Raw genomic sequence first — 21,107 nt, 5'->3', positions numbered from 1 at the left:
AAATCGGGCAAGATGCAATGGTCCTTGCAATATTTGGAAAATGTACGATGTCTCCCGGCGAGGGAGGGGCGCGTGACGGACAGCTTCGAGGAGTGGCTGCGCGACCGCGTGCCGGAACGCGGGCTGCGCCCCAAGGCCGCGGCGGTGCTGGACATCCTCATCACGCAGCCGCGCCGGGCGTCGTTCGGCTCGGCGGCCGAGCTCGCCGCGCTCGCGGGCGTCAACGTGGCCACCGTCACCCGTATCGCGCAGGCGCTCGGCTTCGCCGGGTGGCCCGCCCTCCAGCAGGAGCTGCGCGCCCGCTACCTCTCGTCGCTCAGCGCGCCGCAGGTCGCCGCCGAGCACAGCGGCGAGGGCTCGCCCAGCGCCCGCTCGCTCCGGCGCGACCTCGACAGCCTCGCCCTGCTCAACCGCCGCCTGGACGAGGGCGTGATCCGGACCGTCGCCGAGGCCGTCGCCGCCGCCCGCCGCACGGTGATCGTCGCCGACGGCAGCTACGCGGCGGTCGGCATGGCGCTCGCCCACAACGCCCGCATCGCGGGCTACCCCGTCGCGGCCGTCACGGCGGGCGACTCCGAGCTGTCCAACACCGTCGCGGCGATCGGGCCCGGCGACGTGCTGATCGCCATCAGCTTCTGGCGGCTGTACGAGAGCACGGTCCTGGCCGCGCACGAGGCCCGCGCGCGCGGCGCCCGGGTGTTCGCGCTCACCGACGCGGCCAGCCCCGCCCTGGCGGACGCGGCCGAGGAGGTCGTGATGGTCCCGGCGGAGGGGGTCGCGTTCTTCCCGTCGCTGACCGCCGGGCTGGCCGTCGCCCAGGCACTGGTCGCCCAGCTCGCCGCCGTCGACCCGGCGCGCACGGCCGCCGCCATCGAGACGGCCGAGCGGATGTGGACCAAGTTCGGCCTGCTCCACCGGCGCCCCGCGGGCGGCGAGCCCGCCGGCCCGTAGAGGAAGCCCTGGTGACAGGCCGGGAGCGGATGCTTGATCGGGTCCGGCCCCGCCCATAGCCTCGTCGTGCCGGACCTACGACGAGGGGGCCTCGTAGTGACCATCCCGCTGGCGGTGGCCGTGGCATTGACCGAGCTCGCCGCGACCGCGCTCGTGCCCGCCGCCGCCGGACGGCTGCCCGGCTGCCCGCTGGTGTTCGGGCACGGCGGCTACCCGAAGAACCCCGGAGCCAGCGCCAAGGACCTGATCCGCCAGCCGAACCACCCCACCGGCATCGAGCACATGCGCGCCGAGGGCGCCGACGGCCTGGAGGCCGACGTCCAGCTCACCCGCGACGGGACCCAGGCGGTGATGTGGCACAACACCACCACCAACGGCCTGACCGGGCCCAACCGCGAGATCACCGACCTGTGGTGGGCCGACGACGACGGCGGCCTGCGGTCCCGCCGCGTCTCGCGCGGCCCCTACGCGGGCGAACGCGTCCACACGCTCGGCTCCTGGCTCGACCACGCCGCGGCCGCCGGGCTGATCGCGCTGCTGGAGATCAAACGCCAGGCCAGACCCATCCTGCGACGCTCCGAGGAAGCCTGGCAGGAGCTGTCCGGCCCGATCCTCGAACGGCAGGACGCCCAGCGCATCCTCCTCTACTCGGCCGACCCGTGGATCCAGCGCGAGCTCGCCACGCGGCACCCCGGCCTGGTGCGGGGCGAGGCCGTCCGCTGGACCGACGGCGTCCCCTGGGACGAGCCGCCGCCCGGCTGGCGCGCCCAGGTGCCCCGCTGGACGAAGATCCTCAAGCGCGGCCCGGCCGGCGTGCTGACCGACTACCCGGCCGACTACCGCCGCTGGCTGGCCGGAAAGTGCACGTGACGGGCCCGTACGAGCCGGACTGGGCGGCGGTGCGGCGGCGGGTCGCGGACGCGCCGTGGGCCGCCCGCGTGCTCGGCGCCCTGGAGGCCGACTTCGGGTACTGGTCGGGCCTGCCGCTGCCCGGCCCGGACCGGCCGTCCGCCTGGACCCACCACTACTTCTGCGACGCCGACGGCGCGCCCCTGCGCCACGACCCCGCCACGCCCGACCGGCACGCGTGCACCGGCTGCGGCAAGGTCTACTCGGGCGAGCCGTGGGACGGCGCCTGGCGCGCCATCACGCACAACGCCGCCGCCGCGCAGGCCCAGCGCGCCGCCCTGCTGCTGCGCCTGACCGGCTCGCGCCCCGCCCGCGACGAGCTCGAACGCGTCGTCGGCGGCTACGCCCGCCGCTACCGCGACTACGCGCCCCACGGCCAGGCCGCCGGGACCGGCCGCGTCCAGCCGCAGGGGCTCGACGAGGCCGTGTGGGCGATCGGGCTGCTGCGCGCCGTGCGCTGGGCGGGCGACGCCCTCACCCCCGCCACCTCGGCCGCCCTCGACGGCCTGGCCCGCGACGTCGCCGCCCTGCTGCGCCCGCAGGCGGGCGCCGTGCACAACATCCCGTGCTGGCTGCTCGCCGCGCTCGCCGAATGCGCCGTACGGCTCGGCGACACCGCGCTGCTCGCCTGGTGCCGACGACTCCGAGTTCGGTGCGGAGGCGCAGGTCAGGCGCGGGTTCCACGACGAGGGCCTGTGGTACGAGGTCAACCCGCACTACCACTACTACGCGCTCGCCGCCCTGCTGTCCTACCGCGAGGCGGCGGGCCCGGCCGGGCTGTCGGCGACGGCCGCGCAACGCCTGGCCCGGGCGGTCACCGCGCCGCCGATGCTCGCCTACGACGACGGGCGGCTGCCCGCGTACGGGGACGGCTGGGCCGAGTGCTTCACCGCCGACTTCGCCCCGCACGCCGAGGCCGCCTGGTCGCTCCTGCCCGAGCGGCCGCCCAGCCCGGCCCCCTACTACGCGCACCCGCGCCCCGCCCCGGTCCGCCTCTGGTACGGCGCGCAGCTCCCCGACGGGGTCGCGCCGCCGCTGACCGGCCGTTCGTCGGTCGCCGCCCTCGTCTTCGGCCCCGGCGACCTCCCGCCGCCGCCCCCGGACCCGCCGCGCTCGTTCGTGTGGCCGGGGGCCGGGATCGGGCTGCTCAGGTCCGGCCGGGTGCGCGCCGCCCTCCGGTACGGGCCCGACGCCGGCTGGCACGACCACCGCGACAAGCTCGGCGTGGACGTGGCCACCGCCACCGGCTGGTCCAGCCTCGACCTCGGCACCAGCGGCTACGGCTCCGGCTTCACCGCGTGGCTGCGCTCGCCGGTCGCCCACAACACCGTCACCATCGGCGGACGCCCCCAGCCGCCGCACACCGGCCGCCTCGTCGCCTCGTCGCCCGGCCACCTGACGGCCGAGTCCGCGTTCGACGGCCACACGCTGCGCCGCGCCCTGACGGTGACCGGCGACGGCTGGACCGACGAGTTCACGGTGACGCCCGCCGCGCCGGACGCGATCGAGTGGACCTTCCACGGCGACGGCCCGTTCACGGCGGACGGCGAGCCCGCCCTCCTCACCGGCGACCTCGGCCACGCCTGGCTGCGCGACGTGCGCCGGCTGCGGGCGCATGCCGGGGTGCTGCGCGGCGCCTGGGACGCCGACGGCGCGCCGTCCCTGGAGTTGACCGTCCCGGACGGGTTCGAGGCGTACGCGGCGCTCGCCGACGGCAACCCGAACGGCCGCCCGCTCGGCATCGTCCTGCTGCGCGGGCACGCGGCACAGGCGCGCGTCCACGCCCGCTTCACGCTCCCGCCGCCCGCGCCCTGAGCACAACCGTTCAAGACCCCGCCCGCCCGCTGCGGCTACAACGAGGGGATGGACATCGGCTTCATCGGCCTGGGCCTCATGGGCGGGCCCATGGCGGTCAACCTGGCCCGCGCGGGCGGCCTTGTCGTCTGGAACCGCACCCCCGCCCGCGCCGAGCCGGTCCGCGCGGCCGGCGCCGACGTGGCGGCGAGCGCCGCCGAGGTGTTCGGCCGCGCCGGCACGATTCTCCTCATGCTCGCCGACGAGGCCGCCGTCGACGACGTGCTGCGCCGGGGCACGCCGGAGTTCGCCGCCCGCGTCGCCGGGCGCACCGTGGTGCACATGGGCACGACCTCGCCCGCCTACTCCGCCGGGCTGGACGCCGACGTGCGCGCCGCCGGAGGCCGGTACGTGGAGGCGCCCGTCTCCGGCTCGCGCGGCCCCGCTGAGGAGGGACGCCTCGTCGCCATGCTCGCCGGGGACCCCGGCGCCGTCGCCGACGTGCGCCCGCTGCTGCGGCCGATGTGCCACAAGAGCGTCGTCTGCGGCCCGGCGCCGTCGGCGCTGCTGATGAAGCTGGCGGTCAACCTGTTCCTCATCACGATGGTCACCGGGCTCGCCGAGGCGACGCACTTCGCCGCCGGGCACGGGCTGGACCTGCGCCGCTTCCAGGAGGTGCTGGCCACCGGCCCGATGGCCAGCGCCGTGTCGCGCGGCAAGGCCGCCAAGCTCGTCGAGGGCGAGCTGTCCCCGCAGGCGGCGGTCGCCGACGTGCTCAAGAACAACCGGCTCATCGCCGAGGCCGCCCGCGCCGCCGGGCTCGCCTCACCGCTCCTCGACGCCTGCCACGAGCTGTTCGCCGAGACGCTCGCGCTCGGGCACGGCGGCCTCGACATGGCCGCCGTCATCCGGGCGATCGAGGCCAGGACCGGCTGAACCGCAGGCGGCCTGCCAGCGCGCGGGCGTGAGGCCGTACGCGCCCTTGAACCTGCGCGTCAGATGGCTCTGGTCGGCGAACCCGGCCGCCTGCGCGGCGACGGCCGGCGGGAGCCCGGCGCGCAACGCCCGCCGCGCCACGTCGAGCTGCCGCATCGTGCGGAACCGGGTCGGGCTGGTGCCGAACACGGCCCGGAACTGCCGGGCGATCGTCCACCGGTCCAGCCCCGACACCCGCTCGAACACCGCCACCGGATGCCGCACCGCCGGGTCGGCCGCGATCAGGTCACGCACCCGGGCCAGCGCCTCCACCGCCGCGGCCGCGCGCCCGGCGCCCCGCCCGGCCTGGCGCGCTCCCGCGTGCGCCGCCAGCGAGCGGGCGATCGCCAGCGCGACCTCCACCCGTTCGAGCTCGCCGAGCGGCTCGTCCAGCCGCCGCAGGCACGCGGCCAGCGCGGGCGGCATCCGCCGCACCACCGGGTCCGGCACGAACGGCAGCGGCCCGCCGCCCAGCGCCTCGCCCACCAGCGCCGGATCCACGTAGAAGATCCGGTAGCCGAACCCCTCCTCGGTGCCCGGCGCGCCGTCGTGCACCTCGTCCGGGTGCAGGATGTGCCACTCGCCCGGCAGGCAGTGCCGCGCCTCGCCCCGGTAGCGGAACGTCTGCACGCCCCGCAGCGTGATCCCGATCGCGTAGCGGTCGTGCCGGTGCGGCGCGAACGCCTCGCCGACCAGCGACGCCGCCATCCGCTCGATCCCCTCGGCGCCGGCCCCGAAGCGCAGCCTCGCGCCGGGCCCCTCCCCGTTCACCAGGCGAAGTCCTCCAGCTCCAGCACCGCGCGGTCCATGTCCTCGGCCCGCCCCTGCCGCAGCAGCTTGGCATACAGCGGGTCGCCGCCGACCGCGCCCGCGCGGATGTCGCGGGCCCGCGCGCTCATCCGCGCCTGGATCTCCCGGACGATCACCGCCGGGTCGCCGTGCCAGCCGTACGCGTCCAGGAACGTCCGCAGCCGCTCGGCCCGCCTGTCGAACGCCCGGAACCCCTCCAGCTCCGCCACCCGGCGCGCGTGCAGCGGCACCCAGCTCAGCGCGGTCCACGCCAGGTCGGACTCGGCGCCCACCGGCCCGGCGAAGTCCCAGTCGAAGAAGCCCGACAGCCGCCCCTCGTGCCAGGCGGCGTTGAACGGGCTGGCGTCGTTGTGCCCGATGATCTGCCCCGGCGACCACTGCCCGCCCACCCGCCAGCGGGCGTCGGGCGGCGGCGTGAAGTCGGCCACGGCCGCGTGGTAGTCCCGCAGCCAGCGGGCCACCTGGCGCAGCGCCTCCTCCGTCCGCGTCCACTCCGGCCACACCAGCCGGTTGCCGAGCGTCTCGCCCTCCAGGAACGTGAGCACCTCCCGGCCCTGCTCGTCGTAGCCCAGTGCCCGCGGCGCCCCGGCGAAGCCCTTGCGCTCCAGGTGGCGCAGCAGCTCGTGCACGGCGGGCGTCCACGCCCGCGCCGCCCGCCTGACGGTCGCGCCGATCCGGATCGCGCCCCCGTCGTTGCCTCCTTCGAGCCGGATCCGCCGGATCTCATGGCGGCCTGCGGATCCGCTCATCGATCGCCTCCTCCGGGGTCCCGCCTCCCAGATTCTCAATAAGTGCGGGCATCTCCAAGAGGCCCAAAGACCCGTCGTACGCCTGCCGCGATCCAGATCGTGGCCAGGGCCGCGTACACGGTCAGCAGTGCGATCGGCCACACCCCCGACACCAGCGACGCCACCACCGCCAGGCCCAGCAGGGCCGCCCACCCGTACAGGACGGCACGGCCGCGCGGCGAGCCGGTGTGCGCGGCCTCCTGCACGGCGGTGACCAGCGCCATGACGGCGGCCCCCGCCGTGCCGAGGACGTCGCTGCCGAGCACGACGCCCGCCACCAGCGTCGCCGCGCCCGCCACGAGCAGGCCGCAGCAGGCCAGCGCCACCCGCGACTCGCCGCCGTCGAACAGCAGCCCGGTCGCCTTCGCGCGGGCCAGCCGCAGCACGGTGACCGCCTCCGTCACCCACGCCGCCCAGTGCAGCAGCGCGATGACCACGAACACCGCGATGACCGGAGGCAGCGCCGGCAGCAGGAACACCAGCCACCAGCCGCCCAGGAACCTGCGCCGCACCCGCGACAGCCACCGGTGGAGCGGGTTGCGCTCCTTCAGCGCCGTCACCAGCAGGTCCCTGGCCTGCCCGTAGCCCGGGTCGAGCCGCAGCACCTCGCGGAACGCGCCGGCGGCCACGCGCGCGTCACCGGACGCCAGCGCCGCCCGCCCATACACCAGGTGCGCCGTGGCGCTCTCCGGCGCGAGCCCGACGGCCCGCCCCGCCGTCTCCGTGGCCGCCCGTGTCTGCCCGAGCGCCGTCTGCGCCAGCGACAGCAGGCTCATCAGGTCCGCCGACTCCGGGTCGAGCGCCAGCCCGCGTTCCGCCGCGCCCGCCACCAGCGGCCACTCGCCCTTCAGCACGTGCGCGCGGGCCAGCAGCTCCCAGATCGGCGGCCACTCCGGCGACAGCGCGAGCGCGGCCCGCCCGGCGGCGATCGCCTGGTCGGGCTGCCGCGCCCGGTTGTGCACCTGGCCCGCGACGTAGTGCGGGAACCACGAGTCGGGCGCCAGCCGCACCGCCTCGTGCGCCTCCGCCACCGCCTCGCCCGGCCGGCGCTGCTCGGCCAGCGCCAGCGCCAGCAGCGCGTGCCCGACCGCGTGCTCCGGCTCCTCGGCCAGCAGGCCGCGCAGCTCCCGCTCGGCGTCGGCGGGCCGGCGCATCTCCAGCAGCGCCCGCGCCCGCTGCACCGGGCCGGCGGCCTTCACCATCGGGCTTTCTTCACCATCGGGCCTTCACCATCGCACCTTCACGAGCTGGCCTTCACCACTTGGCCTTGATCCACGGCATCAGCTCGTCCCACGCCCCCGAGTCGTTGGCGTGCAGCACGTAGTTGCGCGCCGTCGCCATCCACTCCCGCACCGACGTGGGCCGCACGCTCTTCGCCGCCGCCAGCAGGTCGGGCGTCGCCAGCGGGATCGCCCGGCCCGCGCTGATCGACTGCTGCAGCTTCGCCTCCACGGCCCGGTCGACCACGCCCTTCAGATCGGCGCCGACGAAGTGCTCGGTCACCCGCGCCACCGCGTCGTAGTCCATCTCCGCGATCGGCTTGTCCCGGCACAGGATGCGCAGGATCGCCGCCCGCGCGGAGGCGTCCGGCGGCGGCACGAACACGAGCTGGTCGAACCGGCCAGGGCGGCGGAACGCCACGTCGATGTACCAGGGCGCGTTCGTCGCCGCCAGCACCAGGACGCCCTCGTTGGCGTCCTGGTCCACGCCGTCGAGCTCGGCCAGGAACTGGTTGACGATCTGCCGGTTGTGCGCCTGCCGCATGTCGGAGCGGCGCGCCGCCAAGGCGTCCACCTCGTCGAAGAACAGCACGCACGGCCGGTTGCGCCGCGCCAGGTCGAACGTGGCCCGCAGGTTGCGCTCGCTGGAGCCGATGTACATGTCGAGGATGTCGGCCAGGCCGACGTTCACGAACGACGCGCCGAGCTCGCCCGCCGCCGCCCTGGCCAGGTGCGTCTTGCCCGCGCCCGGCGGCCCGTACAGCAGCACGCCGCCGCCCGCCCGCTTGCCGAACGCGGCGAACAGCTCCGGCTGCTGGATCGGCAGCAGCAGCTTGACCTTCAGCGCCTCCTTCACGGCCTCCATGCCCGCCACGTCCGCGAACGTGAACCGGGACCGCTCCACCTCGGCGCTCGCCTCCGCCGCCGGCGTGGCGGGCGACGGCGCATCGTAAGCCCCGCCCCCGTACGCCGGCCCCGACGGCGCACCGCCGTACGGTGCCGGCCCTCCCAGGGCCTGGGGCGGGGCGGCGAGGCGGGCGGCGAGGGCGGGGTCGGCGAGCGACGGGTCGCGGGTGACCGCGTCGTGGTAGCGGTGCGCCGCCGCCGCGACGTCACCCTCGCCCAGCAGCGCCCGCGCGGCGAGCACGCCGAGCCGGGGCGGGCAGCCGGGCTCGCCCAGGAACGGCTCCAGCGCCGCCAGCGCCTCGCCGTAGGAGCTCTGCCGGACGAACGCCTCCGCCAGCCCCGCCGAGACGTCCGCGTCCTTGGGCGCGAGCACGAGTGCGGCCCGGAACTCGGCCTCCGCCTCGGCCAGGTAGCCCTTGGCCAGGAGCTGGTCGGCGAGGTGCCGCCGCAGGGGGAGATTGTCCGGAGACAGGCGCGCCGCCTCGCGGAGCGCCTGGAGGCCGGCATCGTCGAGCACGTGCCCGTCCTTCCGTCGGGGGAGTGGAATGAGGCAAGGCTATCGAAATCACCGGCCATGACCCCCAGCCCCCGACATATCCAGATACGCCCGGAAACGTCACCCATCCACGGCGGCGACGAGCCGGTCGACCACCTCAGGCGACAGCCCGATGCCGAACGTCCGGAACTTGGCCAGCGGAATCCCCCTGGCCAGCCCCATGAGCGCCGGGCTGAACCGGTCGAGCGCGGACCCGCCGAACGCCTCCTTCAGCACCCGGCTCCCCACGGGATGGTCCAGCCACTCGCCGAGCGTCGACATCGCGGTCAGCGGCGGCGCCCAGCCGTCGCCCGGCGTGCTCAGCTCCAGCCGCTGCCGGATGTCGCGCGAGGAGGCGCCCACCTCGACGGTGAACGCGCCCGGGTCGATCCGCCAGCCGCCCCGCGACGCCGACCACCACGCCAGGTCGCGGCCGGTCAGCGTGAACGAGACCCGCTCGCTCGCGCCCGGCTCCAGGCCGATCTTGGCGAAGCCGCGCAGCTCGCGCCGGGGCCGGGTGGGGCGCTCCTCGTCGAAGGCCACGTAAAGCTGGACGACCTCGTGCGCGAACCGGCTGCCGGTGTTGGTGACGGTCACCTCGACCTGCCACTCGTTCGCGCCGGTCTCGCGGGCCTCCAGGCCGGAGTAGGCGAACGTGGTGTAGGACAGGCCGTGGCCGAACGGGTAGGCGACGTCCACGTCCAGCGTGTCGTAGTGGCGGTAGCCGACGTAGCGGCCCTCGCCGTAGACCACGTGCCCGTCGCCGCCGGGGAAGTGCAGGTGGGAGGGCACGTCGGCGAGCCGGTGCGGGATCGTCTCGGTGAGGCGGCCGGACGGGCTGTGCGTGCCGAGCAGCAGGTCGGCCAGGGCGGAGCCACCGGCCTGGCCGAGCAGCCAGCCCTCCAGGATCGCCGAGGCCGCGTCCTGCCAGCCGGACACCGACACGACGCCGCCGTTGGACAGCACGACGACCACGTCCACGCCCGTCCCGGCCACCCGGCGCAGCAGCGTCGTCTGGTCGCCGGGCAGGTCGATGCCGGTGCGGTCGAAGCCCTCGGACTCTGCCGAGTCGGGCAGCCCGAGGAACAGCACGGCCACGTCGGCCCCGGCCGCCGCCTCCACCGCCTCCCGCTCCAGCTCGGGGTCGGCCTGCCCGTCGAGCCGGTAGCCGGCCGCGAACACCGCGCCGTCCAGCGCCGCCGCCAGCGACTCCCAGGCCGAGTCGAGCCGGGTCGGCACCACGTGCGAGCTGCCGTGCCCCTGGTAGCGCGGGGTGCGGGCGAGCTCGCCGAGCACGGCCACCTTGCGGCCGGGGGCGATGGGCAGCACGTCGCCGTCGTTCTTCAGCAGCACGGCGGACGCGCGGGCCGCCTGCCGGGCGACCTCGTGGTGCGCGTCGGCGTCCCAGCCGGTCGTGGCCGGGGCGGCGGGCACCCGCGAGGCGAGCCGCAGCAGCCGCCCGACGGCCCGGTCCAGCACCTCCTCGGGCAGCCTGCCGTCGCGGACCGCGTCGGCGATCTCCGCGTCGGTGCCGGTCGGCGGCATCTCCAGGTCGAGCCCCGCCTCCAGCGCCGCCACCCGGTCGGCCACCGCGCCCCAGTCGGACACGACGAGCCCGTCGAACCCCCACTCCTCCCGCAGCACCTCGGTCAGCAGCCACCGGTTCTGGCTCGCGTACACGCCGTTGATCTTGTTGTAGGCGCACATCACCATGTACGGGGCGGCCTCGCGGACGATGTGCTCGAAGGCGGGCAGGTAGATCTCGCGCAGCGTCCGCTCGTCCACGTCGGCGCTGATCCGCATCCGGTCGGTCTCCTGGTTGTTGACCGCGTAGTGCTTGACGCACGCGCCGACGCCCAGCGACTGGATGCCGTCGACCAGGGCCGCGCCCATCACCCCGGACAGGCGCGGGTCCTCGGAGAAATACTCGAAGTTGCGCCCGCACAGCGGCGAGCGCTTGATGTTCACGCCGGGCCCCAGCACCACGTCCACGCCCTGCGCGCGGGCCTCACGCGCGATCGTCCCGCCGACCAGCCGCGCCAGCTCCGGGTCCCAGGACGAGCCGAGCCCCACCGCGGGCGGGAAGCAGGTGGCGGGCACGCTCCTGGTCAGGCCGAGCGCGTCGCCGGAGCTCTCGTCCTGCCGCCGCAGGCCGTGCGGCCCGTCCGACAGGGTCAGGGCGCGTACGACGTCGCGGACGGCGGTGGTGTGCCAGGTGTCGCTCCCGGAGGTGAGCGAGGCCTTCTCGGCGAGTGTCAGATCCTTCAACTGATGTCCAATCCCAGCTCGGTGAGGAAGGCGGCGACCGAGACGCGCATGTCGACCCGGTCGGGGTCGAGCAGCCACTGCGTCTGCAGGCCGTCGACCACGGCGAGGAGTTGCCCGGCGACGACGTCCGGGTCGTGGGGCAGCGGCGGCGTGGCCTGCGCGAACAGCTCGGCGAGCACCCAGGCGGCGCCCTTGCGCAGCCGGCGGTAGCGCTCGACGAAGTAGGCGTGGGCCGGATGCCCGGGGTCGGTGGCCTCGGCCGACAGCTTCACGAACAGCCCGACGAGTCCCGGCGTCCGCATGCTGGCCGCGAGCTGGTCGACGTGCCGCCTGATGATCTCCACCGGGTCCAGGCCGGGGCCGGTGGCCGCCACGAGCTCGGCGGTGAGCACCTCGCGGCGCTTGAGCACCTCGATGAGCAGCGCGTCCTTGCCCGGGAAGTGGTGCAGCAGCCCGGCGTGCGTGAGCCCGGCGTGCGCGGCGATGTCGCGCAGGGACACGGCGTGGAAGCCGGAGCGGGAGAACAGCTCCATGGCGGAGTCCAGGATGCGCGCCTGGGTGCGCTCGCCCTTGGTCACCCGGCGTGTGGTGGGTTCGGTCACCGACCGGCCTTTCTGCTGTCCAGGGCACCCGGGTGCCCGGAAAACCGAACTTACCACGTGGTAGGAAACAAATCGGATGCCCGTCCCGTACCGATCTCTGTAGGGTCGGCGACGACCGCCGAGACCAGTGAGGGGGACCGCCATGCGCCGCAGCGCCGTTCCCCTGTCGCGGCTTCTGTCACGGTACGAGGTGATCCTGGTGTCCCCGTCCGCCCGGCGCCCGCTGCGCGGCCGGCGCCGGACGTCCCCGGCGGCCCCCTGACACGAGGGGCCACCGGGCGAATCGCGCTGTCCTGTCCAGAGAGATCCCGAAAGGGCCACGGACCGTGCGTGACACCAACCAGCTCGGCCTCGTCCGCAACCTGGGCATCCTTGCCCACGTCGACGCCGGCAAGACCACCATCACCGAACGCGTCCTGTACGCCACCGGCGCCACCCACAAGCGCGGCGAGGTGCACGACGGCACCACCGTCACCGACTACGACGCCCAGGAGCGCGAACGCGGCATCACCATCTTCGCCGCCGCCGTGACCTGCGCCTGGGACGGCCACCGCGTCAACCTCATCGACACCCCCGGCCACGTCGACTTCGCCGATGAGGTCGAGCGCTCGCTGCGGGTGCTCGACGGCGCGATCGCCGTGTTCGACGGCGTCGCGGGCGTCGAACCGCAGAGCGAGGCCGTCTGGCGGCGCGCCGACCACCACGGCGTGCCGCGCATCGCCTTCGTCAACAAGCTCGACCGGGCCGGCGCCGACCTCGACGCCGCCGTCGCCTCGATCCGCGACCGCCTGCGCGTCACGCCGCTGGCCGTCCAGCTGCCCATCGGGCGGGAGGACGGCTTCACCGGCGTCGTGGACCTGCTGCGCATGCGGGCGCTGGTCTGGGACGGCGCGTACGAGGAGCGTCCCGTCCCCGCGGAGCTGCTGGAGGAGGCGCGGCGGCGGCGCGGGCTGCTGGAGGAGGCCGTGGCCGAGTTGCACCCGGCCGTGCTGGAGGAGTTCTGCGCGGGGACGCCGGTCGGCGAGGCGACGCTGCGGGCGGCGCTGCGCGACCTGACGCTGGAGCGCCGGGCCGTCGTCGTGCTGTGCGGCTCCGCCTACCGGGACCGGGGGATCGAGCCGCTGCTCGACGCCGTCGTGGCCTACCTGCCGTCGCCGCTGGACGTCCCGGCCGTGCCCGGCCGGGCCGCCGGCCCGGCCCAGCCGCTGGCCGCGCTGGTGTTCAAGGTCCACTCGACCGGCGGCGGACGGCTGACGTACCTGCGCCTGTACGCCGGGACGCTGCGGAAGGGGGACGCCGTGCTGGACGCGGGCGCCGGGCGCACCGAGCGCGCCGGGCGGGTCCTGCGTGTGCGGGCCGACCGGCACACCGAGGTCGACCGGGCCGTGGCCGGCGACATCGTGGCCGTCACCGGGCTGAAGGCGGCCCGGCCCGGCGCCACGCTGTGCGCGCCGGACGCGCCGCTCGTCCTCGAACCGCCCGCCGCCGCCGAGCCCGTCGTCTCGATGGCGGTCGAGGCCGGGCGGAGCGTGGACGCGGGCCGGCTGGCCGCCGCGCTCGCCCGCCTGGCCGAGGAGGACCCGTCGCTGTCGGTGCGGGCCGACCCGGAGACGGGCCAGACCGTGCTGTCCGGCATGGGGGAGCTGCACCTGGAGGTGGCCGTGGAGAAGATCCGCCGCGAGCGGGGGCTGGACGTCGCCGCCGGGCGGCCGCGCGTCGCCCACCGCGAGACGGTGGCGCGCGGCGTGTCCGGCGTGCTGTACCGGCACGTCAAGCAGGACGGCGGCGCCGGGCAGTTCGCGCACGTCCAGCTCGACGTGGAGCCGCTCGACGCGGCGGCCGGCTTCGCGTTCCGCTCCGCCGTCACCGGCGGGCGGGTGCCGCGCGAGTACGTCCGCGCGGTCGAGGCCGGATGCCGCGACGCCCTCGCCGCCGGGCCGCTCGGCGGGCACCCGGTCACCGGGCTGCGGGTCACGCTCACCGACGGGGCGACGCACGTGAAGGACTCCTCCGAGGCGGCCTTCCGCACTGCCGGGGCGCTGGCGCTCAGGCAGGCGCTGCGCGCCTGCGCGATGGTGCTGCTGGAGCCGGTGGCCGAGGTCACGGTCACCGTCCCGGACGACGCGGTCGGCGGCGTGCTCGGCGACCTGGCCGCCCGGCGTGGCCGCGTCACCGGCTCGGCCGCGCGGGGCGGCACGGCGGTCGTCACCGCCACGGTGCCGCTGGCCGAGCTGTTCGGGTACGCCACCCGGCTGCGCAGCCGCACCCAGGGCCGGGGCGCCTTCACCAGCCGCCCGGCCGGGTACGCCCCGGTCTGACGCCGGGTATGCCCCGCTCTGCCGGCCGGACAGAGGGCCGTCCGGCCGGCGACCCCCCTGCGCGGTTACATCGAACATTGATATAAATGCCGGGTGGCACCCTCACCGGAGGCCCTCGATCTCGGCGCGCTCGTCACCGCGATCGAGGACTTCAACACCCACTTCATCCGCCTGCCGTCGGTCCGCAGGCTCAGCTTCTCGACCCTGTCCGTGCTGCACACGCTCGCGCGCCGGGGCCCGATGCGGCTCACCGACCTGACGGCGACCGAGCAGCTCAAACAGCCCGCGCTCACGAGCCTGGTGGCCAAGCTCGAACGCGACGGGCTGGTGTCACGCCGCCCCGACCCGCGCGACGGGCGCGCCGTCCTGCTGACCCTCACCGAGGAGGGCGCGCAGATCGTCCGCTCCCGGCACGCCGAACGGGTGACGCGCGTCGCCCGCCTCGTCGAGCACCTGGACGACGACGAGCGCGCGGCGCTCGCCGGTTACGCGGCCGTCCTGACCCGGCTGACCGAGATCGCCGCCCGCCTCGATGACCAGAAGCTCGATGACTAGACGCTCGATGACCAGGAGAACGCCTCCCTTGACGAACCGCCCCTTCCCCCTCCGCCCCGAGCCGCTGCACGTGCCCGACGAGGTGCTCGACGACCTGCGCCGCAGGCTCGCCATGACCAGGTTGCCGCTGGACGCGGGCAACGACGACGGCTTCTACGGCGTGCGCGGCGACCACCTGCGCGAGCTGGTCGCCTACTGGGCGGACGGCTACGACTGGCGGGCGGCCGAGCGGGAGATCAACGCCCACGAGCACTACCGGGTGGACGTCGGCGACGTGCCCGTGCACTTCATGCGCAGGCCCGGCGTCGGCCCCGACCCGGTGCCGCTCATCCTCAGCCACGGCTGGCCCTGGACGTTCTGGCACTGGTCGAAGGTCGTCGACGAGCTCGCCGACCCCGCCTCCCACGGCGGCGACCCGGCGGAGGCGTTCGACGTGATCGTGCCCTCGCTGCCGGGGTTCGGCTTCTCGACCCCGCTGACGCACCGGCCGGACATGAACTTCTGGAAGATCGCCGACGTGTGGCACGAGCTGATGACCGGCGTCCTGGGGCACGACAGGTACGCCGCCGCCGGGTGCGACGTCGGCGCGCTGGTCACCGGGCAGCTCGGCCACAAGTACGCCGCCGAGCTGTACGGCATCCACATCGGCTCGGCCCAGAAGCTCACGATGTTCAACGGCGACCGCGCCTGGGACCTGAGCGGCGGCCTGCCCATCCCGGAGGGCCTGCCCGCCGAGGCGCACGACCGGTTCGTGGCCCTGGACCGGCGGTTCGCGGCGCATCTGGCGGCGCACGTGCTGGCCCCGTCCACGCTCGCGCACGGGCTGACCGACTCCCCGGCCGGCATGCTCGCCTGGATGCTCGAACGCTGGACGAAGTGGTCCGACAACGGCGGCGACGTGGAGAACGTGTTCTCCAAGGACGACCTGCTCACCCATGCGACGATCTTCTGGGCGGGCGACGCGGTCGCCAGCTCGATCCGCACGTACGCCAACAACAACCGCTACCCGTGGACCCCGTCGCACGACCGGTGGCCCGTTGTCGAGGCGCCCACGGGCATCACGTTCGTCAGTTACGAGAACCCGCCGGGCGTGACGACGGCAGAGCAGCGGATCCGGAGCTTCCTCGACGGTGACCGGGCCGCCTGGTACAACCATGCTGGCATCACCTGCCACGAGCGCGGCGGGCACTTCATCCCGTGGGAGCTCCCCCGGGAGTGGGTGGCGGACCTGCGCCGCACCTTCCGGGGCCGCCGCTGAGCGGATCTTTCGCCGGTGACGTCCCTGGGGATGAATGCCGTCATGACCACACAAAGGCTAGGAATCGACGAGGTCCTCACCACCACCAGAAGCGTAAGGAAGCGCCTGGACCTGGACCGGCCGGTGCCGATGGAGCTGGTGCGGGAGTGCCTGGAGATCGCGCTGCAGGCGCCGACCGGCGGGAACCGGCAGGGGTGGGAGTGGGTGGTGGTGACCGACCCCGCCACCAGGGCCAGGATCGGCGACTACTACGGCCGGTCCGTCCGGGCCTACCACGCGTCGGGCTCGTCGGCCGGGAACCTGTTCCAGGACGACCCGGCGCGGGCCGAGGTGCAGCGGCGGGTGTCGTCGAGCTCGGCGTACCTGGGTGAGCACATGGGCGAGGTGCCGGTGCTGGTGCTGCCGTGCATCCGGGTGCCCGACGGGAAGCTGCCGGAGGGCAGCCAGGCCGGGCTGTGGGGCTCGCTGCTGCCGGCCGCGTGGAGCTACATGCTCGCCGCCCGCGCCCGTGGGCTCGGCACCGCGTGGACGACCCTGCACCTGGCGTACGAGCGCGAGGTCGCCGAGCTGCTGGGCCTCCCCGGCGACGTCCGGCAGGGGGCGCTCATCCCCACCGCCTACTACACCGGTGACACCTTCAAGCCCGCCCGCCGTCAGCCTCTGGACGAGGTCCTGCACCTGAACCACTGGAGCGGCTGACCCTCCGGGCCCCGCCCATGCGCCCCCGCGCCCGCGGGCGGGCGGGGCCACCCCCTTGACCGGATGCCCGTTCTCATAAATGATTATTCCTACTTAATAAGTAGGGTACATCGGAAAGGTGGGAACGTGCGGGCGCTCATCCTGCTCGGGCTCGTCGGATTCGCGGCGCAGCTCGTAGACGGCAGCCTCGGCATGGCGTACGGGGTCACCTCGACCACGTTGCTCCTGGCCGTAGGCACCAACGCGGCGGCCGCCTCGGCCACGGTGCATCTGGCCGAGATCGGCACCACACTCGCCTCGGGCCTGTCCCACTGGCGCTTCGGCAACATCGACTGGAAGGTCGTCGCCAGGATCGGCATCCCGGGCGCGCTCGGCGCATTCGCCGGCGCGACGTTCCTGTCCAGCCTCTCGACCGAGGTCGCGGCCCCGGTCATGTCGCTCATCCTGCTGTCCCTGGGCGTCTACATCCTCATCCGCTTCACCGCGTTCGGGCTGCCGCGCGGCAACCTGGGCAAGCCGCTGCGCCGGCGGTTCCTGGCGCCGCTGGGCGTCGTGGCCGGGTTCGTCGACGCCACCGGCGGCGGCGGGTGGGGCCCGGTCGGCACGCCGGCCATCCTGGCCAGCGGGCGGATGGAGCCGCGCAAGGTCATCGGCTCGATCGACGCCAGCGAGTTCCTGGTCGCCATCGCCGCCTCCGTCGGCTTCATCGTCGGCCTCGGCTCGGAGAACATCGACTTCGCCTGGGTCGGGGTCCTGCTGCTCGGCGGCGTGATCGCCGCCCCGATCGCCGCCTGGCTGGTGCGGCACGTGCCGCCCCGCGTCCTCGGCTCGGCGGTGGGCGGCGTCATCGTGCTCACCAACGTGCGCAGCCTGCTGCGCAGCGACTGGATCGACGCGCCGGGCGGCGTCCAGTCCGTCGTCTACATCGCCATCGCCATCGTCTGGGCCGCCGCCGTCGCCTACTCGGTGCGCGCCTACCGCCGCGACAAGGCTCTCGAAGCCGCCGCCCCCGCTCCCCGCGAGGACGAGCAGGAGGCCGCCCCCGCCTGACACCGGCGCCCCCGGGTCTACCCGCCGGGGGCCGGGGCGGTGGAGGCCCGGACGATCAGCTCGGTGGCCAGCTCGACGTGGTGCGACTCGACCGTGCCGCCCGCCGCCAGCCGCAGCGCGGTACGCAGGGCGACGGCGCCCATCTCACGCAGCGGCTGGCGCACGGTCGTCAGCGGCGGCGAGGCCATCTGGGCGATCTGCGTGTCGTCGAACCCGACGATGCTGAGGTCCTCGGGGATGCGCAGCCCGCGTGCACGGGCCGCCTCCATGAGGCCGAGCGCGGTCTCGTCGCAGCCCGCGAAGACGGCCGTCGGCGGCTGCGCCAGGCCGAGCAGCGCGGCCCCGCCCGTCAGCCCGTCGTCGTAGCGGAAGGCGCCGTACCGGACGTGGCCGGGCGGGACGGGCGCCCCGGCGGCCTCCATCGCGGCCCGGTAACCGTGCAGCCGGGCCTGGTTGCAGGCGGCGGCCGGCGGCCCGCCGAGGTAGGCGACGCGCCGGTGGCCCAGGGTGAGCAGGTGCTGGGTCGCCGCCAGCCCGCCCGCGAAGTTCGTCGACCCGACGCTGGTCACGCGGGCGCGCGGCAGGTTCAGCGGGTCGATCACGACGAGCGGCAGCCGCGCCCTGGCCAGCGCGTCGAGCTCGGCGGCCGAGATCTCGCCGGTGACCGCGACCAGCGCGCGCCGCCCGCCCGCGACCAGGTCGCGGGCCCAGGCGGCGGTGCGGTCGGCGACCTTGGCTATGCTCACGACGACCGACGCGCAGCTCTCCGCCCCGGCCAGCACCGCGCCCTGGATGATCTCGCTGGAGTACGCGTTCAGGTCGGCGTCGAACTGCACCTCGATCACGTACCCGGCCTCGGCCCGGCGCGGCGGCGGCGCGACGTAGTCGTGCCGCCGCAGCAGCTCCTGCACCAGCGACCGGGTCTCCGGCGCGACGTCGCTGCGGCCGTTGAGCACCTTGGACACGGTGGCCACCGACACCCCCGCCGAGGCGGCGACGGTGGCCAGCGTGGCGCGCCTAGGACGCGCCGGCATCGGGCCCGTCCAGGGGGACGACCTCCACGGGCGTGTCGAGCCGGCGGCCGGGCCCGGTCTCGCGCAGCGGCCCGGTCAGCCGGACCCGGCCGCGCAGCGGCAGGTCGGCGGACGAGGTGCCGACGAGCACGTCGAGGTCGCCGGGCTCGACGACGCGGCGCAGGTCGCGGCCGGTGAAGGCGGTGCGGTCGGCGTGCACGCGGAAGCGCACCTCGGCGCTGCCGCCGGGCTCCAGCCGGACCCGGGCGAAGCCGGTGAGCTGCCGCACCGGCCTGGTCACCTGGGCGAGCACGTCACGCAGGTAGAGCTGGACGACCTCCTCGCCGGCCCGCCCGCCGGTGTTGCGCACCGTGGCCGAGACGGTGAACTCGCCGTCGGTCGGCACCTCGGCGTCGCTGACGCGCAGCTCGCCCACCTCGAACGTGGTGTAGGAGGTCCCGTACCCGAAGGGGAACAGCGGCGTCGGGTCGAGGTTGCTGATGCCCGCGCTGTCGACGCCGAGCGGCGGCTGCAGGTAGGTGCCGGGCTGCCCGCCGGGCCTGCGCGGGATCTGCACCGGCAGCCTGCCGACGGGCTGGACCCGGCCGGACAGCACGCCGGCGATCGCCGCGCCGCCCTCCTCGCCGGGCATGAACGCCTGCACCAGCGCCGCCGCGTGGGCGTGCACCTCGCCGAGCGCGTACGGGCGGCCGGAGACGACGACCACGACCACCGGCGTGCCGGTGGCGGCCAGGGCCGTCACCAGGTCCTCCTGCGGGCCGGGCAGCCGCAGGTCCTCCGCGTCGCAGCCCTCGCCCGAGGTGCCGAGCCCGAACATGCCGGCCAGGTCGCCCACGACGGCCACGCACAGGTCGGCCCCGGCGGCGGCCGAGACGGCGGCGGCGAAGCCGGACCGGTCGCCGTCGCGCACGTCGCAGCCCCGCTCGTGGACGATCTCGGCGTCCGGCAGCTCGGCGCGCAGCGCCTCCAGCACGGTCGGCGCCTCGATGCCGAGCCCGAGGCCGGGGTGGCGGGGCAGCACGTGGTTGGGGAAGGCGTAGCAGCCCATGAACGTGCGCGCGTCGTCGGCGCACGGGCCGACGACGGCGACCCGGCGCGCTCCCGGCGCCAGGGGCAGCGCCGTGCCCGCGTCGAGCAGCACGATCGAGCGTTCGGCCAGCTCGCGGGCCAGCGCCCGGTTGGCGGGGGAGTCGAGGTCGGCGGCGGCCCCGGCGACCGACCGCTCCGGCGTCCAGTCCTCGTCGAGCAGCCCCAGCTCGGCCTTCTGGGTGAGCAGGCGGCGGGCCGCCCGGTCGATCACCTCCTCGGGAAGCTCGCCGCTGCGCACCCGGTCGGCCAGGTGCTGCCCGAACCCGAGCGTGTCGGGCAGCTCGACGTCGACGCCCGCGCTCAGCGCCAGCATGCCGGCCTCGGCGGCGTCGGCGGCGACGCCGTGCATGGTGGCCAGGAACGGGATCGACCAGTAGTCCGACACGACGGTCCCGGTGAACCCCCATTCGCGGCGCAGCACCTCGTCGAGCAGCCACGGGTCGACGGCGGCCGGGACGCCGTCCACGTCGGAGTAGGAGTTCATCACCGACCCGGCGCCGCCGTGCGTGACGGCCGTCTCGAACGGCGGCAGGATCACGTCCATCAGCTCGCGCCGGCCCATCGGCACCGGCCCGTGGTTGCGCGCGGCCCGCGAGGCGGAGTAGCCGGCGAAGTGCTTGAGCGTGGCGATGATCCCGGCGCCCTGCAGTCCGCGCACGTACGCGGTGCCGAGGGTCGCGACCAGGTACGGGTCCTCACCCATGGTCTCCTCGACCCGGCCCCACCGGTAGTCGCGGACCACGTCCAGCACCGGCGCGAGGCCCTGGTGGGCGCCCACGGCCCGCATGTCGCGCCCGATGGCCGCGGCCATCCGCTCCACCAGCTCGGGGTCGAACGTCGCCGCCCAGGCGATGGCCGCCGGGTAGACGGTCGCGCCGTAGGTGGTGAAACCCGTCAGGCACTCCTCGTGCACGATCGCCGGGACGCCCAGCCGGGAGCCGTCCACGACGGCCCGCTGGAGCCGCACCACCTCGGCGGCGCCCTGCTCGGGCGTCACCGGCGCGCTGCCGAACACCCGCGTCAGATGGCCGAGCCCGTGGACCGGGCCCGGCGGGGCCGACTTGGTGGCCGCGAACACGTCCTGCATCGGCGCCACGTTGGCCGTGCCCGACTCGCCCCCGTCGGGCTGCATGTCGTTGCCGGGCCACCAGCTGCCGAGCTGCGCCACCTTCTCCTCAAGCGTCATCTCCGCGAGAAGGGCGTCGACCCGGTCGGCCACGGGAAGGGCGGGGTCCCGCCAGGGGCGGGTAACCTGGCCCGGCGTGGGCGTCCGATCAAGTGCCGTCATCTGCTGCTCCTTAAAGCCGCCGAAAGTTTCGAAATATTGTCGACAATGCCGGGCGACC

18 protein-coding genes are annotated in these 21,107 nt (G+C 75.2%); 9 read left to right on the top strand and 9 right to left on the bottom strand.

Annotation, left to right across the window (positions count from 1 at the left end; all coding sequences use genetic code 11):
* Positions 1 to 72 precede the first annotated feature (72 nt).
* Complete coding sequence (locus ACBI99_RS22275) at positions 73 to 951, top strand: MurR/RpiR family transcriptional regulator (RefSeq protein WP_375073356.1); 879 nt, start codon at positions 73 to 75, stop codon at positions 949 to 951.
* Between the two features lie 96 nt (positions 952 to 1,047).
* Positions 1,048 to 1,821, top strand: a complete 774-nt coding sequence (locus tag ACBI99_RS22270; protein WP_375073354.1) for a glycerophosphodiester phosphodiesterase — start codon at positions 1,048 to 1,050, stop codon at positions 1,819 to 1,821.
* Here ACBI99_RS22270 and ACBI99_RS22265 read toward each other — a convergent pair.
* Positions 1,788 to 2,570: a hypothetical protein gene (locus ACBI99_RS22265; RefSeq protein WP_375073352.1), complete on the bottom strand. Its 783-nt coding sequence runs from the start codon at positions 2,568 to 2,570 to the stop codon at positions 1,788 to 1,790. The genes ACBI99_RS22270 and ACBI99_RS22265 overlap by 34 nt on opposite strands.
* Before the next feature lie 118 nt (positions 2,571 to 2,688).
* On the opposite strand from ACBI99_RS22265, the gene ACBI99_RS22260 reads away from it, so the two are divergent.
* Positions 2,689 to 3,675, top strand: a complete 987-nt coding sequence (locus ACBI99_RS22260; RefSeq protein ID WP_375073350.1) for a heparinase II/III family protein — start codon at positions 2,689 to 2,691, stop codon at positions 3,673 to 3,675.
* 48 nt (positions 3,676 to 3,723) lie between these two features.
* Positions 3,724 to 4,590 (top strand): NAD(P)-dependent oxidoreductase, encoded by an 867-nt coding sequence (locus ACBI99_RS22255; protein ID WP_357588182.1) that lies wholly within the window; start codon positions 3,724 to 3,726, stop codon positions 4,588 to 4,590.
* Here the strand turns inward: ACBI99_RS22255 and ACBI99_RS22250 are convergent.
* From ACBI99_RS22250 to ACBI99_RS22225, 6 genes are all read right to left on the bottom strand, one after another.
* Complete coding sequence (locus ACBI99_RS22250; RefSeq protein ID WP_357588180.1) at positions 4,480 to 5,400, bottom strand: AraC family transcriptional regulator; 921 nt, start codon at positions 5,398 to 5,400, stop codon at positions 4,480 to 4,482. The two genes, ACBI99_RS22255 and ACBI99_RS22250, sit on opposite strands and share 111 nt — an antisense overlap.
* Positions 5,397 to 6,188, bottom strand: coding sequence for a phosphotransferase (locus tag ACBI99_RS22245; RefSeq protein ID WP_357588178.1), 792 nt, complete (start codon positions 6,186 to 6,188; stop codon positions 5,397 to 5,399). Before ACBI99_RS22245 ends, ACBI99_RS22250 begins: the two co-directional genes overlap by 4 nt.
* Before the next feature lie 35 nt (positions 6,189 to 6,223).
* Positions 6,224 to 7,429, bottom strand: a complete 1,206-nt coding sequence (locus ACBI99_RS22240; protein ID WP_375073347.1) for a tetratricopeptide repeat protein — start codon at positions 7,427 to 7,429, stop codon at positions 6,224 to 6,226.
* A gap of 52 nt (positions 7,430 to 7,481) precedes the next feature.
* Entirely contained in the window at positions 7,482 to 8,870 is a 1,389-nt protein-coding gene (locus tag ACBI99_RS22235) for a 26S protease regulatory subunit (RefSeq protein WP_219508429.1), read from the bottom strand.
* 99 nt (positions 8,871 to 8,969) lie between these two features.
* Positions 8,970 to 11,156 (bottom strand): glycoside hydrolase family 3 C-terminal domain-containing protein, encoded by a 2,187-nt coding sequence (locus ACBI99_RS22230; RefSeq protein WP_375073344.1) that lies wholly within the window; start codon positions 11,154 to 11,156, stop codon positions 8,970 to 8,972.
* The gene (locus ACBI99_RS22225; RefSeq protein ID WP_375073342.1) at positions 11,153 to 11,758 is read right to left on the bottom strand and encodes a TetR/AcrR family transcriptional regulator; all 606 of its coding nucleotides are present in this window, start codon (positions 11,756 to 11,758) and stop codon (positions 11,153 to 11,155) included. The genes ACBI99_RS22230 and ACBI99_RS22225 overlap by 4 nt, the downstream gene beginning before the upstream one ends.
* Before the next feature lie 326 nt (positions 11,759 to 12,084).
* Between ACBI99_RS22225 and fusA the strand changes: the two genes are divergently transcribed.
* The 5 genes from fusA (at position 12,085) to ACBI99_RS22200 (ending at position 17,638) form a co-directional block, all read left to right on the top strand.
* Complete coding sequence (gene fusA / locus ACBI99_RS22220) at positions 12,085 to 14,076, top strand: elongation factor G (protein ID WP_375073340.1); 1,992 nt, start codon at positions 12,085 to 12,087, stop codon at positions 14,074 to 14,076.
* A 93-nt stretch (positions 14,077 to 14,169) separates the two neighbouring features.
* Entirely contained in the window at positions 14,170 to 14,631 is a 462-nt protein-coding gene (locus ACBI99_RS22215; protein WP_219508432.1) for a MarR family winged helix-turn-helix transcriptional regulator, read from the top strand.
* A gap of 28 nt (positions 14,632 to 14,659) precedes the next feature.
* Complete coding sequence (locus ACBI99_RS22210) at positions 14,660 to 15,889, top strand: epoxide hydrolase family protein (protein ID WP_375073338.1); 1,230 nt, start codon at positions 14,660 to 14,662, stop codon at positions 15,887 to 15,889.
* Positions 15,890 to 15,931: 42 nt separating this feature from the next.
* Positions 15,932 to 16,588, top strand: coding sequence for a nitroreductase family protein (locus ACBI99_RS22205; RefSeq protein WP_375073336.1), 657 nt, complete (start codon positions 15,932 to 15,934; stop codon positions 16,586 to 16,588).
* A 126-nt stretch (positions 16,589 to 16,714) separates the two neighbouring features.
* Complete coding sequence (locus tag ACBI99_RS22200) at positions 16,715 to 17,638, top strand: sulfite exporter TauE/SafE family protein (protein WP_219508434.1); 924 nt, start codon at positions 16,715 to 16,717, stop codon at positions 17,636 to 17,638.
* A 17-nt stretch (positions 17,639 to 17,655) separates the two neighbouring features.
* Here ACBI99_RS22200 and ACBI99_RS22195 read toward each other — a convergent pair whose 3' ends face one another.
* Positions 17,656 to 18,672 (bottom strand): LacI family DNA-binding transcriptional regulator, encoded by a 1,017-nt coding sequence (locus tag ACBI99_RS22195; RefSeq protein WP_219508435.1) that lies wholly within the window; start codon positions 18,670 to 18,672, stop codon positions 17,656 to 17,658.
* Entirely contained in the window at positions 18,656 to 21,049 is a 2,394-nt protein-coding gene (locus ACBI99_RS22190; protein ID WP_375073334.1) for a glycoside hydrolase family 3 N-terminal domain-containing protein, read from the bottom strand. The genes ACBI99_RS22195 and ACBI99_RS22190 overlap by 17 nt, the downstream gene beginning before the upstream one ends.
* Positions 21,050 to 21,107 lie beyond the last annotated feature (58 nt).

The organism is Nonomuraea sp. ATR24, from assembly GCF_041950485.1.
GTDB classification, from domain to species: domain Bacteria; phylum Actinomycetota; class Actinomycetes; order Streptosporangiales; family Streptosporangiaceae; genus Nonomuraea; species Nonomuraea ceibae.
Note: the sequence above shows the minus strand (reverse complement) of the source record. Positions and strands in the feature narration are given on the sequence as shown.